At 68.1% G+C, this 15445-nt stretch carries 19 protein-coding genes and 1 tRNA gene; 17 read left to right on the top strand and 3 right to left on the bottom strand.

All coding sequences use genetic code 11. The features are described from left to right. The first annotated feature begins 39 nt into the window (after window positions 1–39). From AC3WS6_RS15515 to AC3WS6_RS15480, 8 genes are all read left to right on the top strand, one after another. Window positions 40–112 (top strand) — tRNA-Trp (locus AC3WS6_RS15515). 39 nt (window positions 113–151) lie between these two features. Beyond that, entirely contained in the window at window positions 152–424 is a 273-nt protein-coding gene (gene secE / locus AC3WS6_RS15510) for a preprotein translocase subunit SecE (RefSeq protein ID WP_194765229.1), read from the top strand. A gap of 41 nt (window positions 425–465) precedes the next feature. Beyond that, window positions 466–1557: a transcription termination/antitermination protein NusG gene (gene nusG / locus AC3WS6_RS15505; protein ID WP_492501915.1), complete on the top strand. Its 1092-nt coding sequence runs from the start codon at window positions 466–468 to the stop codon at window positions 1555–1557. Between the two features lie 197 nt (window positions 1558–1754). Continuing rightward, window positions 1755–2186, top strand: coding sequence for a 50S ribosomal protein L11 (gene rplK, locus AC3WS6_RS15500; RefSeq protein WP_067121215.1), 432 nt, complete (start codon window positions 1755–1757; stop codon window positions 2184–2186). An 11-nt stretch (window positions 2187–2197) separates the two neighbouring features. Then, the gene (rplA, locus tag AC3WS6_RS15495) at window positions 2198–2887 is read left to right on the top strand and encodes a 50S ribosomal protein L1 (protein WP_492501914.1); all 690 of its coding nucleotides are present in this window, start codon (window positions 2198–2200) and stop codon (window positions 2885–2887) included. 158 nt (window positions 2888–3045) lie between these two features. Beyond that, window positions 3046–3858, top strand: a complete 813-nt coding sequence (locus AC3WS6_RS15490; protein WP_492501913.1) for an amino acid ABC transporter substrate-binding protein — start codon at window positions 3046–3048, stop codon at window positions 3856–3858. 3 nt (window positions 3859–3861) lie between these two features. Next, complete coding sequence (locus AC3WS6_RS15485; RefSeq protein ID WP_492501912.1) at window positions 3862–4527, top strand: amino acid ABC transporter permease; 666 nt, start codon at window positions 3862–3864, stop codon at window positions 4525–4527. Beyond that, window positions 4514–5335, top strand: coding sequence for an amino acid ABC transporter ATP-binding protein (locus tag AC3WS6_RS15480; protein WP_492501911.1), 822 nt, complete (start codon window positions 4514–4516; stop codon window positions 5333–5335). The genes AC3WS6_RS15485 and AC3WS6_RS15480 overlap by 14 nt, the downstream gene beginning before the upstream one ends. Window positions 5336–5342: 7 nt before the next feature. Here AC3WS6_RS15480 and AC3WS6_RS15475 read toward each other — a convergent pair whose 3' ends face one another. Next, on the bottom strand, window positions 5343–6047 hold the full coding sequence (locus AC3WS6_RS15475; RefSeq protein ID WP_492501910.1) for a LysE/ArgO family amino acid transporter: 705 nt from the start codon (window positions 6045–6047) through the stop codon (window positions 5343–5345). Window positions 6048–6117: 70 nt separating this feature from the next. Between AC3WS6_RS15475 and AC3WS6_RS15470 the strand changes: the two genes are divergently transcribed. From AC3WS6_RS15470 to AC3WS6_RS15445, 6 genes are all read left to right on the top strand, one after another. Next, entirely contained in the window at window positions 6118–6990 is an 873-nt protein-coding gene (locus AC3WS6_RS15470; RefSeq protein ID WP_492501909.1) for a LysR family transcriptional regulator ArgP, read from the top strand. Between the two features lie 198 nt (window positions 6991–7188). After that, entirely contained in the window at window positions 7189–7818 is a 630-nt protein-coding gene (locus tag AC3WS6_RS15465; RefSeq protein WP_492501908.1) for a SipW-dependent-type signal peptide-containing protein, read from the top strand. A gap of 2 nt (window positions 7819–7820) precedes the next feature. Then, window positions 7821–8438: a SipW-dependent-type signal peptide-containing protein gene (locus tag AC3WS6_RS15460; protein WP_492501907.1), complete on the top strand. Its 618-nt coding sequence runs from the start codon at window positions 7821–7823 to the stop codon at window positions 8436–8438. A gap of 1 nt (window position 8439) precedes the next feature. Further along, window positions 8440–9057, top strand: coding sequence for a signal peptidase I (locus tag AC3WS6_RS15455; protein ID WP_492501906.1), 618 nt, complete (start codon window positions 8440–8442; stop codon window positions 9055–9057). Continuing rightward, window positions 9054–9713, top strand: a complete 660-nt coding sequence (locus tag AC3WS6_RS15450; protein WP_492501905.1) for a hypothetical protein — start codon at window positions 9054–9056, stop codon at window positions 9711–9713. The genes AC3WS6_RS15455 and AC3WS6_RS15450 overlap by 4 nt, the downstream gene beginning before the upstream one ends. After that, window positions 9710–10252, top strand: a complete 543-nt coding sequence (locus AC3WS6_RS15445; RefSeq protein ID WP_492501904.1) for a hypothetical protein — start codon at window positions 9710–9712, stop codon at window positions 10250–10252. Before AC3WS6_RS15450 ends, AC3WS6_RS15445 begins: the two co-directional genes overlap by 4 nt. A gap of 9 nt (window positions 10253–10261) precedes the next feature. Here AC3WS6_RS15445 and AC3WS6_RS15440 read toward each other — a convergent pair whose 3' ends face one another. Both AC3WS6_RS15440 and AC3WS6_RS15435 read right to left on the bottom strand, forming a co-directional pair. After that, window positions 10262–10954 carry a YqaJ viral recombinase family protein gene (locus AC3WS6_RS15440; RefSeq protein WP_492501903.1) on the bottom strand — a complete coding sequence of 231 codons (693 nt, stop codon included), beginning with the start codon at window positions 10952–10954 and terminating at the stop codon, window positions 10262–10264. A gap of 86 nt (window positions 10955–11040) precedes the next feature. Beyond that, the gene (locus AC3WS6_RS15435; protein ID WP_492501902.1) at window positions 11041–12405 is read right to left on the bottom strand and encodes a glucose-6-phosphate dehydrogenase; all 1365 of its coding nucleotides are present in this window, start codon (window positions 12403–12405) and stop codon (window positions 11041–11043) included. 51 nt (window positions 12406–12456) lie between these two features. On the opposite strand from AC3WS6_RS15435, the gene AC3WS6_RS15430 reads away from it, so the two are divergent. The 3 genes from AC3WS6_RS15430 to rplL all read left to right on the top strand — a co-directional run bounded on the left by AC3WS6_RS15430 (window position 12457) and on the right by rplL (window position 15398). Next, entirely contained in the window at window positions 12457–14250 is a 1794-nt protein-coding gene (locus tag AC3WS6_RS15430) for a glycoside hydrolase family 15 protein (protein WP_492501901.1), read from the top strand. Window positions 14251–14483: 233 nt separating this feature from the next. Next, the gene (gene rplJ, locus AC3WS6_RS15425) at window positions 14484–14972 is read left to right on the top strand and encodes a 50S ribosomal protein L10 (RefSeq protein ID WP_194765244.1); all 489 of its coding nucleotides are present in this window, start codon (window positions 14484–14486) and stop codon (window positions 14970–14972) included. Between the two features lie 48 nt (window positions 14973–15020). Then, window positions 15021–15398, top strand: coding sequence for a 50S ribosomal protein L7/L12 (gene rplL, locus AC3WS6_RS15420; RefSeq protein ID WP_042539579.1), 378 nt, complete (start codon window positions 15021–15023; stop codon window positions 15396–15398). The last annotated feature ends 47 nt before the right edge of the window (window positions 15399–15445 follow it).

Below are 15445 nucleotides of genomic sequence, written 5' to 3'. Positions count from 1 at the left end.
TGGCAGGATGAAGATCACACCCCGAGACCACCGGTCTCTAGGGCGGTAGCTCAATTGGCAGAGCAGCGGTCTCCAAAACCGCAGGTTGCAGGTTCGATTCCTGTCCGCCCTGCGCGTCAGCGCACGCTGACACACGAAAGGTACATTCAGGATGGATCAGGACGAACCGCGCGGCGATGTCGTCGCGGCCGGCGCCACCCGCGAGAAGAAGCGCGGACCCCTCGGCTTCTTCGGGAGCATCGCCCTGTTCTTCCGTCAGGTCATCGCTGAGCTTCGCAAGGTCGTCACGCCGACCCGCAAGGAGCTGGTCAAGTTCACCGCGGTCGTGCTGGTCTTCGTGCTGATCGTCATGGGCATCGTCTACGGTCTGGACACCTTGTTCGCGTGGGTGACGCACATTGTTTTCGGAGTTCCCGGCGCCTGATGCCCTTGCGGCTCGTGCCGCAATGATTGGAAAGAAACAACGTGTCTGAACGATATTCCGACGACGCCGACTGGGCGACTGCCGCTGAGCAGTCCAGCGAGGAAGACGAGGCCCAGGAGGGCAACGTCCTCGCAGCCGAAGAGAAGTCCGTCACGTCGGCCGAGCACGTCGCCCTCCACATCGAGGACGTCGACGGCGAAGACGACGACACCACCGATGAAGACACCGACATCGAAATCGACGACCCGGAGGCTGACGCGATCGTGAACGACGCTCTCAACCTGGACGAAGCGGCTGAGGCTGAGGCCGCCGCTGAGGTCCTCAACGATTCTGTGGCCGAAGAGACCGCCGAGCACGAAGCCGAGGCGGCCGACGAGGTCACCCCGTACGACGGGCCCGACGTGAACGGCGAGGACGACCGCCCGGTCGTCGACGTCGACGGCGACGACCCTGTGGCCGCAGCCGTCGAGGCTGAAGAAGACGCCGAGTCCGACGAGGACGACGCGGAGGAAGACCCCTACGAGGCCTTCCGTCTCGACCTGCGCATGCTCCCCGGCAAGTGGTACGTCATCCACTCCTACGCGGGCTTCGAGCGCAAGGTCAAGGCCAACATCGAGCAGCGCAAGTCGACGCTCGAGGTCGAGGACGAGATCTATCAGGTCGAGGTCCCGATGGAAGATGTCGTCGAGATCAAGAACGGCCAGCGCAAGATGGTCACCCGCGTGCGCATCCCGGGCTACGTGCTCGTGCGCATGGAGCTCACGGAAGACACCTGGTCGGTCGTGCGCCACACCCCGGGTGTCACCGGCTTCGTGGGCAACGCCCACAACCCGACGCCGCTGCGGTTCGAAGAGGCCTTCAACATGCTGAAGTCGCTCGTCGAGGTCAAGGACGTGCCGACCGCCAAGAACATCGCGGCCAAGGGCGGCGTCGCCGTCGCACGTCCGCTGCCCGCCGAGGTCGACTTCGAGATCGGCGAGACCATCACGATCAAGGAGGGCTCGTTCGCGGGTCTTCCGGGTTCGATCAGCGAGATCAAGCCCGAGAGCGGCAAGCTCACCGTGCTCGTCTCGCTCTTCGAGCGCGAGACTCCGGTCGAGCTGTCGTTCGACCAGGTCACCAAGATGGGCTGACCCAGCCCCTCGAAGTGCACGAGAACGGCCGTCCCTTCGGGGGCGGCCGTTCTCGCGTTCCGGCATGCCTCAGGATCAGGTAGACTTGTGTGGTTTGCGTGCCGCTTCGGCGTGCGCCCAGACGACCGCAGCCCGGAGATGCCGGGTTCGCGGGAGAGCGGATGCACACGGCATCCGTTCGATGAAAGGAAGAGGATATGGCACCGAAGAAGAAGGTGACCGGCCTGATCAAGCTTCAGATCAACGCCGGTGCAGCCAACCCGGCGCCGCCGATCGGCCCCGCGCTCGGTCAGCATGGCGTCAACATCATGGAGTTCTGCAAGGCGTACAACGCCGCGACCGAGTCGCAGCGCGGCAACGTCATCCCCGTCGAGATCACCGTCTACGAGGACCGCAGCTTCACCTTCGTCCTGAAGACCCCGCCTGCCGCGGAGCTGATCAAGAAGGCCGCCGGCGTGCCCAAGGGCTCGTCGACGCCTCACACGGTCAAGGTGGCGAAGATCACCAAGGAGCAGGTCCGTCAGATCGCCGAGCAGAAGCAGGCCGACCTGAACGCTAACGACATCGAGGCTGCCTCGAAGATCATCGCCGGCACCGCCCGTTCCATGGGCATCACGGTCGAGGGCTGAGGAGAATAATCATGGCTACGAAGTCAAAGGCTTACAAGGCTGCCGCCGAGAAGATCGAGGCAGACCGTTTCTACACTCCCTCCGAGGCAGTCGCCCTCGCCAAGGAGACCGGCTCGACGAAGTTCGACTCGACCGTCGAGGTCGCGCTGAAGCTCGCTGTCGACCCCCGCAAGGCGGACCAGATGGTGCGCGGCACCGTCATCCTGCCCCACGGCACCGGTAAGACCGCTCGCGTCATCGTCTTCGCCACCGGCCCCGCGGCCGAGGCAGCGATCGCCGCAGGTGCAGATGAGGTCGGCGGCGCCGAGCTCATCGAGAAGGTCGCCGGCGGCTGGACCGCGTTCGACGCGGCCGTCTCGACCCCGGAGCTCATGGGCCAGGTCGGTCGTCTCGGAAAGGTCCTGGGTCCGCGTGGACTCATGCCGAACCCGAAGACCGGCACCGTGACCCCCAACACGGCCAAGGCCGTCGAGGAGATCAAGGGCGGAAAGATCGAGTTCCGCGTCGACAAGCACGCCAACGTGCACTTCGTCGTCGGAAAGTCGTCGTTCTCGGCCGAGCAGCTCGACGAGAACATCGGCGCAGCGCTCGAAGAGATCGTGCGCCTCAAGCCGTCGAGCTCGAAGGGCCGTTACATCCAGAAGGGCGCCGTGTCGACCACGTTCGGCCCCGGCATCCCGCTGGACGTCAACGCCATCTGAGTGTGATTCACGAAAGGCCCCCGCATCTGCGGGGGCCTTTCTGCGTGCGGGGTGCGACATCCGGCGTCATCGGATGTGGGATGCTGGCGACAGTCCGCGTACTGTAGGTGAGTTCCGCGTCACAGCACCCGCGCCTCACCGCACCCCAGGAGGGTCACATGTCCCGTCGTCTCATCGCCGCCACCGCACTGGTCGTCGTCGCCGCAGCGCTCACTGCCTGCAGCGGCAGCACCACTCCCGCCGAGAGCGGCTCGAGTGAGAGCGGATCCAGTTTCGGCCTCGTCACGGACGGCACTCTGACCGTCGCGACCGAGGGCACCTACCGTCCGTTCAGCTTCCACGACGACGGCGGCACCGGCGACCTGACCGGATTCGACGTCGAGATCATCCAGGCGGTCGCCGACAAGCTCGACCTCGAGGTCGAGTTCCAGGAGACGCAGTGGGACGCGATCTTCGCGGGCCTCGACGCGGGGCGCTTCGACGTGATCGCGAACCAGGTGAGCATCAACGAGGAGCGCCAGGAGAAGTACCTGTTCAGCACCCCGTACACCGTCTCGCCCGGAGTGATCGTGGTCGCCGAGGACGACGACTCGATCTCGTCGTTCGACGACCTCGAGGGCAAGACCACCGCGCAGTCGCTCACCAGCAACTGGTACGAACTGGCGACCGAGTCCGGTGCCACGGTCGAGGGTGTCGAGGGCTGGGCCCAGGCCGTCGAGCTGCTGCGTCAGGGCCGTGTCGATGCGACCATCAACGACAAGCTGACCTTCCTCGACTACGAGACGACCAACAGCCCGTCGGGTCTGAAGATCGCCGCCGAGACCGATGAGGCCGGCGAGCAGGCATTCGTCTTCACGAAGGACAAGACCGACCTGGTCGAGGCCATCGACGGCGCTCTCGAAGAGCTCCGTGCCGACGGCACCCTGGCCGAGATCAGCGACAAGTACTTCGGCGAAGACGTGACCCAGTAACCCATGGAGAACCCCTGGCAGCTGTTCTTCGACTCGCTCGGCCCGATCGCCCTCGCGGGTGTGACGGTGACGGTTCCGCTTGCGCTGATCTCGTTCGCGCTGGGCCTCGTGCTCGCCATCGGCGCGGCGCTGATGCGGATCTCGGTCAATCCCGTGTTGTCGAGCATCGCCAGGTTCTACATCTCGGTGATCCGCGGCACGCCGATGATCGTGCAGCTGTTCGTGATCTTCTACGGGCTCGGATCGGTCGGGCTCAAGCTCGATCCCTGGACCAGTGCGATCATCGCGCTGTCGCTGAACGTGGGCGGCTACGGGGCCGAGGTGGTGCGGGCGGCGATCCTCTCCGTACCGAAGGGGCAGTGGGAGGCCGCGTACACGGTCGGCATGAATCGCACGCGCACCCTCACCCGGGTGATCCTGCCGCAGGCCGCGCGGGTCTCGGTGCCGCCGCTGTCGAACACGTTCATCTCGCTGGTGAAGGACACATCGCTGGCCTCGCTGATCCTGGTGACCGAGCTCTTCAAGGTGGCGCAGCAGATCGCGGCGGCCACTCTGGAGTTCATGGTGGTCTATCTCGCAGCCGCGCTGGTGTACTGGGTGATCTGCCTGGTGCTGTCGTTCGGCCAGAGCGCACTCGAGAGGAGGCTCGACCGCAATGTCGCTCACTGATCCGGCGCGCGCGCCCAGGTCCACGGCAGATGCGCTGCTCACCGCTCGCGGCCTGCACAAGCGCTTCGGCGACAACGAGGTGCTGCGCGGCATCGACCTGACTCTGCACCGCGGCGAGGTCGTCGTGCTGATCGGTCCGAGCGGATCGGGCAAGACGACGGTGCTGCGTGCGCTCAACGGACTCGAGACGCCGGATGCCGGCACGATCGTCGTGGCCGGCGGTCCCGACGTCGACTTCGCCCCGTCGGATCCGGTGTCGAAGCGCACCCGGGCGCAGAAGCGTCTCGCGCTGCGCGACCGCTCGGCGATGGTCTTCCAGCACCACAATCTGTTCCCGCATCTCACGGTGCTGCAGAACGTGATCGAAGGTCCGTGGCGGGTGCAGGGCAGACCCAAGGTCGAGGTGATCGCCGAGGCGCGGGCCCTGCTCGCCCGTGTGGGGCTCTCCGACAAGGCGGATGCGCGACCTCACGAGCTCTCGGGCGGCCAGCAGCAGCGCGTGGGCATCGTGCGTGCGCTCGCCCTGCGACCCGACCTGCTGCTTTTCGACGAGCCGACGAGTGCGCTCGACCCCGAGCTGGTGGGCGAGGTCCTGCTGGTGATCAAGGAGCTCGCCGACGAGGGGTGGAGCATGGTCGTCGTGACGCACGAGCTGAGCTTCGCGCGTGAGGCGGCCGATCACGTGCTGTTCATGGACGGTGGAGTCGTGATCGAGCAGGGTGCGCCCGCACAGCTCTTCGGCGCCCCGCAGCACGAGCGCACGAAGCGCTTCCTGACCCGCATCCTCCGACCGCTCGACGGCGACTGACGGCGGGTCAGCCGATCAGCACGGGCATCACGAGACTGATCGCGATCACGATCATCACGACGGCGATGATGCCGTCGAGCACCCGCCACGAGCGCTCGGTGCGCAGCCACCGGCCGAGATGGCGTGCGCCGAATCCCAGGGCGGTGAACCAGATGATGCTCGCGGCGATCGCCCCCGCCGCGAACAGCCAGCGCTCGTCGCCGTGCGTCGCCGCGATGGATCCGAGCATGAGCACGGTGTCGAGGTACACGTGCGGGTTCAGCCAGGTGAGGGCGAGCACTGTGAGCAGCACGGGTGCGAGTGCGGTGCGCGTGGCGGTGGCGGTCGTGCCCGCGAGCGTGCCGGTCGCGGTGCGGACGGTCACCGCGTGGTCAGAGGGTGCGTCGGGGTGTGCCGCGACAGCATCCGCACCGTTCACTCGCAGCTCCTCTCCGCCCCGCCAGGCCCGGCGCGCCGCGAGCAGACCGTAGACCAGCAGGAACGCGGCGCCGGCCCAGCGTGCGACGACCACGAGCCAGGGCGCGGCCGAGATCACGACGCCGAGTCCCGCGACCCCGGCTGCGATGAGCAGCGCGTCCGACAGGGCGCACACGATGACGACGGCGAGGACATGCTCGCGACGGATGCCCTGCCGCAGCACGAAGACGTTCTGGGCGCCGATCGCGACGATGAGGGAGAGGCCGAGTCCGAGACCCGAGAACACGGAGAGCATGCGTCAACGGTAGGACCGCCCCGACATCAGCACCAGCGAGGATTCCTTGTGAACCATTAGCATCGCTCATGTGAAGATCGACCCCGAACTCGCGTCCACCGTGGCCGCCGTCGCCGACGAGGGCACCCTCGATGCGGCATCCCGCGTGCTGCAGATCACGCCGTCGGCAGTCAGTCAACGTCTCAAGGCGCTCGAGCAGCAGCTCGGTCGTGTGCTGATAGTCAGGTCCAAGCCCGCTCGGCTCACCGAGGCGGGGGAAGCGGTGGTGCGTCTCGCGCGACAGGTGGCGCTGCTCGAGCACGACGCCCTCGGCGGACTCGGGCTCGACGGAGATGCGCCGCGCATGCGCGTGCCGCTGGCGGTCAACGCCGACTCGATGGCGACGTGGTTCCTGCCGCCGATCGCCCGGCTCGCAGCCGTGCACGACATCGATGTCGACCTGCACCGCGACGATCAGAACTTCACCGCGCGCCTTCTCGAATCGGGCACCGTGATGGCAGCGGTCACCAGCGAGCAGACGCCGGTGGCGGGATGCTCCGTCGCCCCGCTCGGTGTGCTGGAGTACCGGGCGATGGCCGAGGAGCGCTTCGCGGAGCGGTGGTTCCCTGACGGGGTCACCCCCCAGGCACTGGCCGCTGCCCCCTTCGTCGACTTCGACCGACGCGACACCCTGCAGCATGCGTGGCTCCGATCGCAGGGCGTCGCGCCCGAGGGCGTGCCGCGACACTATGTTCCGGCGTCCCACGACTTCGCGCTCGCGGTGCGGCTGGGGCTCGGATGGGGGATGGTGCCGCGCCTGCAGCACGATGACGCTCTCGTGCCGCTCGGCGGCGATCCCGTACGGGTCGCTCTCTACTGGCAGCAGTGGAACCTGCGCTCCGACCTGCTCGACGTGATCGCGGCGGAGGTCGCCGACGAAGCGCGTCGGGTTCTCGTTCGCTGACGTCGACACCGAGATGCAGGATCGCCTGATGGGGCAGCATTTTTGCTGAATGAACGTTCAATCGAATTGTCGATAACCCTTGTGATCGGCCATTATCTGGATCAGGATGGCTCGCAACACCTGAATACGTGGATGCAGATCACCCAGGAGCGATCATTCCCAGGCGTCCGCGAGAGCCGATTCCTGAGGGGGAACGAGATGGCGACGAAGGATACGCAACGCAAGGTTCTGGCGGTTCTGGCGGGAGGTGTGGTGCTCGGCGTCGGCGTCGGCGTCGGCGTGACTCTCGCGGCGTGGAACGACTCGGAGTTCGCGACCGGGACGTTCGCGGCCGGCTCCTTCAACCTCGAGGGCTCGACGACGAGCGCCACGGCCGACTATGCCGACCACAACGTCGACGACGGCGATGCCGCCGCATCCTTGGTGTTCCAGCTGCCCGAGGTCGCGTCGTCGATGTCTCCGGGCGATGTCGTCTACGCACCGTTCTGGGTGCGTCTCGACAGCACCACGACCAACGACGCGACCCTCATTCCCGCAGGGATCACCGCAGGGACCGGCGGCAATGAGGCGAACCTCTCGTACACGGTGACAGCGATCTCCGCAGCCGATGCGTGCGATGCGACGGCCGCGGGCACGGTGGTCGCGACCGGCGCGACGCTGAGCGACCAGACGGGCGCGACCTCGGTGCCGCTGACGCAAGGAGCCACAGCCGGCACCGCGGGTACTCCTGTGCAGCTCTGCTTCGCCGTCACCGCCGGCGCCGATCTCGAGCAGGGCGACCTCGCGACAGCGACGTGGGAGTTCACAGCCACCTCCATAGCCAACTGATCATGGCTGACACCCGCAGCGGCATGCGGGCGGCGAAGCGACTGCGCTCCCGCCGGATACGCGCCCTGCTCGCGGCCGGAATGGTGTTCGGGGTCGGTGCGACGATGACTCTCGCCGCCTGGAACGACTCCGAGTACGGCAGCACGACCTTCACCGCCGGCCGCTTCGACATCGTGGGCGCCACCGACGGCACGACGTTCTCGAGCCATCCCGTGGGAACGCCCGCCGCCCTGACCTTCACGGCACCGTTCACCGCCATGGTTCCCGGCAGCACCGTGTACTCGCTCTTCAGCGTGCGCACGGCGAACCCCTCGGTCGCCGGCTCGCTGCAGCTGAACGTCGTGTCGACCACGGGCACGGGGCTCGGCACCTATCTGCGCTACGGCGTGCGTGCGATCGGCGGCACGACCTGCAACGGCACGACCTATGCGGCCGGAACCTCGGTGGTCCCCGACAACTCCGCGATGAACACGGCAGGCACGACGACGCAGGCAGTGGCGGCGAACTCGGGAACGACCGTCAACTACTGCTTCGCGGTCTCGCTTCCCGCGGCGACCGACAACACCGCGCAGGGGCTGACTGCCGTGCAGACGTGGCAGATCCTCGGAACGGCGTCGTGAGATGGCGAGCGAACCGGCGGTCGATGCCCCTCTCACGAGGCGCAGCCTTCGGGAGTCGGCGGAGGATGACCGGGCGCCGCACACCGACGACGCGTCGGCTCCCCGTGCGCGACGAGGGCGCGGCGCAGGGCGGATGCTCGGCGACATCGCCTTGTGGGTGGCCGCGCTCGCCGGAGTCGCCTGCATGATTCTCGTGGTGCTCGCGCTGACTGCGAACATCACGCTCATCATGTTCCGCACGGGGTCGATGTCTCCGACGATTCCCGCGGGCGCCGTCGCCGTCGTGCAGCGGGTGCCGGCATCCAAGATCGAGGTCGGCGACGTCGTCACCGTCGACCGTCCCGGCGATCTGCCGGTGACCCACCGGGTCACTTCCGTCGAGGCGGGCGCCGACGACGCCCAGCGCCTCATCACCATGCGCGGCGACGCGAATGCCGACGACGACCCTTTTCCCTACGAGGTGACTTCGGTGCGCATCGTCCTGTTCTCGGTGCCGGGGGTGGCCGCGGCCATCGCCGGGCTCGGGGATCCCCGTGTGCTCGGGGCGCTCACGATCGGCGCGTCGGTGCTCGTGGTGTGGGCGTTCTGGCCCCGCGCGGCACGTGAGGTGGGCGCATGAGGGGGAGAACCCGAGTGCGGCTGCTCGCGGCGATCGCGGTGTCGACGATCGCCGGCATCGGCGCGCTCGGCGTCGGGGGCCCGGCCGTGGCCGCCCCGACGACCGCATTTGTGCAGGGGCAGGTGCTCCGTCTGGTCTCCGTCGCCGATTGGGATGCGGCGGCGAGCCTGCGGCCAGGAGAGCCGGTGCGATGGGACGTGACGGTGAGCGCCGACGCCCCCGATCCCGGCACCGTGAGCATCGGGATCAGCGCACGCGGCGATGCGGACCTGCTGGTCGACGCGCACGTGTGCATGCGGGCCTGGGAGGGTGCGGAGTGCCCTGGAGGCGCGCGTGCGCTGAGAACCGCGTGGCCGCTGCCGCGCGACGGAGTCGAGGTCCCACTGGTCGATATGTCCGACGGCGATGTCGCGCATCTGCGGCTCTCGATCGCGCTCGGCGGCCCGGATGCCGGCAGCACCGAGGTGCGCGTGCATGCTCAGGGGGCGGGCGAGTCGGCCGTGATCGGTCCCGACGGAGGACTCGCGGCCACGGGCATGTCGACGGATGCGCGGTGGGTGCTGGCCCTCGGGGGAGGGCTGTTCCTGGCCGGCGCGGCTTCCGTCGTCCTGCGACGTGGCAGGGGCCCTGCTGACGCAGCCGGTGGCCGCTCATGACCAGGCAGATGCAGCATCGCGTGCTCGCCGGAGTCGCCGGCGTCGCGCTCCTCGTGGGTGTGGCGATCACCCCCGCGGCCCAGGTCACCGACGCCGCCTTCACGGACGGCGAGCACGCGACCGCGACGTTCGCGGCGTTCGACGTGCCCGAGCCCGTGAGCTCTCGAGTGCCCGGCTGCACCGCTCAGAGCGGCCTGGCGGGGGTCAACCCCACCGTGACGATCTACTGGCGGGTCCCTGCCGGAGTCACCGGTCTCTCCCTGACCGACGCGGAATTCGGTCTGGCCAACAATGCGGGGCTGCTCGAGCCGATCCTCAGCAACCTGCTGCAGAACGTCAGCACGTCGGGAACGCCGACGGCCTATGTGACGACGATCAGCGGGGCTCTTCTGGCCAACATCCTCGGTGGATCGAAGACGCTGGGGATCCGCTTCAACGGACCCGGCGGGTGGAAATCGCACTGGCTCGTCGCGACAGCCTCATTCGGGCTGCTCGGCGCCAATCCGCAATGCGTCATGAGCACCCGCCTCAGCTACTGAGCGGCAGGATCAGTCGGCGAGAGCCAGGGCACGGAAGGCGTCGCGCTCGCGCAGATGCTCGCGGCGGCTGGCTGCGGCCGCAGCCGTCGCCTCGGCGATCCGGGTCGGCACCTGCTGGCCTGTGGTGCGGCGGTAGAGCTCGTCGATCAGGTCGGTGGCAAGGCCCACGAGCTTCGCGATCTCGCGATCGTCGCGATCGATCCAGAGGCACCGCGGCTCGTCGTGGATGGGTGCGAAGTCGACGTGCTCCTCCCACACGAACAGCGTGCGTTCCGCACCCAGAACGTGCTGCTGCCACCACACCTGTCGGAGGTAGGTGCGGGGGATGCCGCGGAAGGCCTTGTTCGTCGTCTTGATCTCGGCGAGCTTGACGCGGCCGTCTGCATCGACGGCGATGCCGTCGGGGGTCGCGAGGTGACGGTGCTCGACCTCGGCGCGGAACAGCGCGGAGGAAGGCAGGATGCCGTGGGTCGCCGCGACCCACGCCGCGATCTCGGGCTCACGGCGTCGTCCGTGATCGGTGTACGCGTTGCCGCCGAAGCGGGGGCCGCCGCCGAGCTTCGAGTCCGCCGCGCGGGCGATCGACCTCTCACTGGTGAGGCCTGCCACGTCGGTCGCGGTGATCCCGCGGGAGCGTGCCCGCATCCAGGCCACGCGGTCACGGGAATCCGCGACGATGCGAGCTTGGAGTTCCGGGGTCACCTCTCGAGCGTAACCCCGTCCGCCGACGCTCCGCTCGCGCACACGCCGCTCGCACCATCCCTCGGCGATCGCTCTGCGCCGACGGATCAGCCGTGTGCGGGCCACCCCTCCGGGCCGGATGATCCGGCGACGTAGTCGTCGAGCGGAACATCGCCCCGCCGCCACGCCTCGAGGATGGGCGCCACGATCCGCCAGGACTGCTCGGCGGCGTCACCCCGCACGGCGAGCATGGGATCGCCGTCGAGAACGCCGGACAGCACCTCGGCATAAGCCTTGAGCGCTCCTTCTCCGAGCTCGGCCGTCAGCGTCGCCCGTTCCAGCTCGAAGGGGTCCTGCGACGCGTTGAGGTTCAGCTCGAGCGACATCCGGTCGGGTCCGAGCGAGAAGCGCAGCACCGCTCCGTCCGACGTGCCTGTGAGTCCGCGTGGCAGGTGGCGGACAGGGCGGAAGCGCACCACGATCTCCCGGGCAGGCGTGCCGAGGGCCTTGCCCGAGCGGAGCCGGAACGGGATGCCCGCCCACCGGGCGTTCCGCACCTCGAACGTCGCCTCGGCGAGTGTCTCGGTCTCTCGACTCGGGTCGACGCCAGGTTCGTCGACGTACGACGGCTTCGCCGTGCCGTCGATCTCGCCGGCGGTGTAGCGGGCGCGACGGGACGATGCCGCGGCGTCGTCGCCCCACACCGTGGTCGCGCGCAGCACCGCGCCGGTCGCTTCGCGGAAGTCGACCTCGTCGAGAGTGGCCGGCTCCTCCATCGCGAGCACGGCGAGTACCTGAAGGAGGTGGCTCTGGATCATGTCGACCAGAGCGCCGGCACGGTCGTAGTACCCCGCACGTCCCTCGAGTGCGAGGGACTCGTCGTACACGATGTCGACCGATTCGATGCTCTCGGCCGACCAGAGGGGCTCGAGGATGCGGTTCGCGAAGCGTGCCCCGAGCAGATTCAGGGTGGTCGACCGGCCCAGGAAGTGGTCGACGCGGAACACCTGGCTCTCGGGCACGAGCGCGGTCAGGATGCGGTTCAGTTCGCGGGCGCCCGCCTCGTCGGTGCCGAAGGGCTTCTCCATGACGAGCATCGTGCCGGCGGGCAGCATGTCGGGAGTGAGCGCCGCGATGCATGCGGCGGCGACGGCCGGAGGCACCGCGAAGTAGACGGCGACCTGACCGGTGAGTCCGCCGAGCAGCGAGCGCAGCTCCTCCGCGCGGGTGATGTCGGTGCGCCGGTAGGCGACGTCCACCCGTGACGCGGCGTCGTCGGCGTCCATCGTCGCGAACGCCGTCGTCACGACGGTCTGCAGCTCGGCATCCGACCATTCCTGGCGGTCGGCGCCGATGATGCGCACCGAACGCTCGGGCTCTCTCGTCAGCAGTTGGCCCAGTGCAGGCAGGAGGAGCCGGGAGGTGAGGTCGCCACCGGCCCCGAGGATCACCAGCGTCGTCGCATCGGTCATGCACTCACCGTAACCGCTCCGACCCCCGGGTGAACATGCGAGACTCGTTCGATGCCCGCTCCCATCGAGGACTACGCCCTGCTCAGCGATTGCCGCACGGGCGCGCTCGTGTCGAAGGAGGGCAGCATCGACTGGCTCTGTCTGCCGCGCTTCGATGCGCCCTCGCTCTTCGGGGCGCTGCTGGGGGAGCCGAGCAACGGATGCTGGAGCCTGCGCCCGCTCGACGCGGATGCCACCTCACAACGCCACTACGTGTCGGACACGTTCATCCTCGTCACCCGGTGGGAGACGGCCGACGGCATCGCCGAGGTGCAGGAGTTCATGCCGCATCAGGCGTCGCGCACCGATGTCGTGCGGCGGATCGTCGGCATCGAGGGGCGAGTCGATTTCGTGACCGAGCTGCGCCTGCACTTCGACTACTCCCGCAGGCTTCCCTGGGTGCGGCAGGTGGGCACGGCCGAGGAGCCTGCGCTGCATGCGACGGCCGGACCCGAAGCGGTCGTCGTCCGCGGGGTGCGGCTCGTGGCGGAGGACCATCGGCACCGCGCCGAGTTCCGCGTCGCAGCAGGAGAGATCCGCGACCTCACCCTCAGCTGGTTCCTCTCGCACGAGCACGCGCCGAAGCCGCTCGACGTCGACGACGCGATCGCCGCCACTCGGTCGTGGTGGCAGGGGTGGGCGAGCGGTATCCAGCACGAGGGTCCCTACCGCAGCGAGGTGGTGCGGTCACTGCTGGTGCTGCGCGCCCTCACGAACAGGGACACCGGGGGGATCGTCGCGGCGGCGACGACATCGCTCCCCGAGCAGTTCGGCGGCGCGCGCAACTGGGACTACCGCTTCGTCTGGCTGCGGGACGCGGCGCTCACGCTCGAGGCCCTGATCGCACACGGCTTCCTCTCCGAGGCGCATCACTGGCGGCGCTGGCTTCTGCGAGCGGTGGCCGGCGAGCCGAACGAGGTGCAGATCATGTACGGGATCGCGGGGGAGCGCGATCTCATCGAGCGCGAGCTCACGAGTCTGCCCGGGTACGAGGGGGCAGCACCCGTACGCATCGGCAACGGTGCGGTCGACCAGTATCAGGGCGACGTGATCGGCGAGGTGCTGGTCGCGCTGGAGTGCGCCCGCATCGCCGGACTCGAGGAGGGCGACTTCTCGTGGCCGCTGCAGAGGGCGCTGATCGAGCAGGTGATCGCCGCGCTCGATCGTCCCGACAACGGCATCTGGGAGATCCGCGGCGAGCCGCAGTGGTTCACGCACTCGCGGGTGATGATGTGGGCGGCTCTCGACAGAGGGGTGCGCGCGGTGCAGGAACGGGATCTCCCGGGTGACGCCGTGCGGTGGACGACGGTCCGCGACGGCCTGCGGCGCGAGATCGACGAGCGCGGAGTCGACGAGGCCCGGGGCTGCTTCGTGCAGCACTACGGGTCGACCGAGGTCGACGCCTCGCTGCTCGTTCTTCCCCAGGTCGGGTACTGCGCCCCGGACGAACCGCGCATGCTGCGCACCGTGGAGCAGATCGAGCGCACCCTGCTGACAGGCGGGTTCGTGCGCCGGTACCGGACGGAGTCGGGCGTCGACGGGCTCGACGGGGGAGAGCATCCCTTCATCGCGTGCAGCTTCTGGTTGGTCGAGCAGTACGCGACGAGCGGCCGGATCGACGAGGCCCGCGACCTGATGGCGCGGCTGATCGCGATGGCGAACGATCTGGGCCTGCTGTCGGAGGAGTACGACGTCGCGAATGCGCGGCAGGCGGGCAACACCCCGCAGGCACTCTCGCATCTGAGCCTGATCCGCGCCGCCGACGCACTCGCAGGGCACGGCGGGCGCGCGGCCCACCGGCGGTGATGCGCGGGATTTGGGCAGGGGATGCCGGTGGGGTAGAGTAGGAGCAACCGAAGACCGCTGGTCATCGTCGTGCGTGTGAACGCGAGGCGATCGAAGCTCTGCTCAGCAGGGGCCCGCGCAGGACACGAACTTCTCAAAGCTCCGTGCGCTTGCGCCGGAGCTTTTCTGTTGCATGCGGTCAGGGGTCGGCGCCTCACCTCCGTGAGGCGCCTCGTACACACCAAGGAGTGACCATGGCGCAGAAGGACGCATCGGTTGCCGAGCTCACGAAGTCATTCGAGAACTCGACTGCCGTTCTGCTGACCGAGTACCGCGGTCTGACGGTTGCCCAGCTCAAGGAGCTGCGCAACAGCATCCGTCAGGACGCTGAGTACGCCGTGGTGAAGAACACGCTGACCAAGATCGCCGCCAACAAGGCTGGCATCACCGCGCTGGACGACGACCTCAAGGGTCCGTCGGCCGTCGCGTTCGTGCATGGTGACTTCGTCGCCACTGCCAAGGCTCTTCGTGACTTCGCCAAGGCCAACCCGCTTCTCGTGATCAAGGCCGGCATCTTCGAGGGCAACGCCCTCTCTGCCGACGAGGTCAACAAGTACGCCGCGCTCGAGAGCCGTGAGGTTCTGCTGGCGAAGGCTGCGGGCATGATGAAGGCCACGATGGGCAAGGCTGCGGCCACCATCGATGCTCTTCGCGAAAAGCTGGAGACCGCTGAGGCCGCGTGAGCGACCTGCGATCTCGTTCAACACACCCATCTATCTAGGAGATACATCATGGCTAAGCTCACCACTGAGGAGCTGCTCGAGCAGTTCGCAGGCCTGACCCTCGTCGAGCTCAACGACTTCGTCAAGGCGTTCGAGGAGAAGTTCGAGGTCACCGCTGCTGCCCCCGTCGCCGTTGCAGGCGCAGGCGGCGGCGCTGCTGAAGAGGTTGAGGAGAAGGACTCCTTCGACGTCATCCTCGAGGCTGCCGGCGACAAGAAGATCCAGGTCATCAAGACCGTCCGCGAGCTCACCTCGCTCGGTCTCGGCGAGGCCAAGGCCGTCGTCGACGGTGCTCCCAAGGCCGTGCTCGAGGGCGCGAACAAGGAAGCAGCCGAGAAGGCAAAGGCTGCCCTCGAAGAGGCAGGCGCCACGGTTACCCTCAAGTAATCCGTTCCAGGTCGCGGCATGATGCCTCGCCCTGGAAGCGTCTGAAC

It is taken from the genome of Microbacterium sp. EB106-03-03-XG65, assembly GCF_058791955.1.
This window is presented reverse-complemented; position numbering and strand designations above follow the sequence as displayed.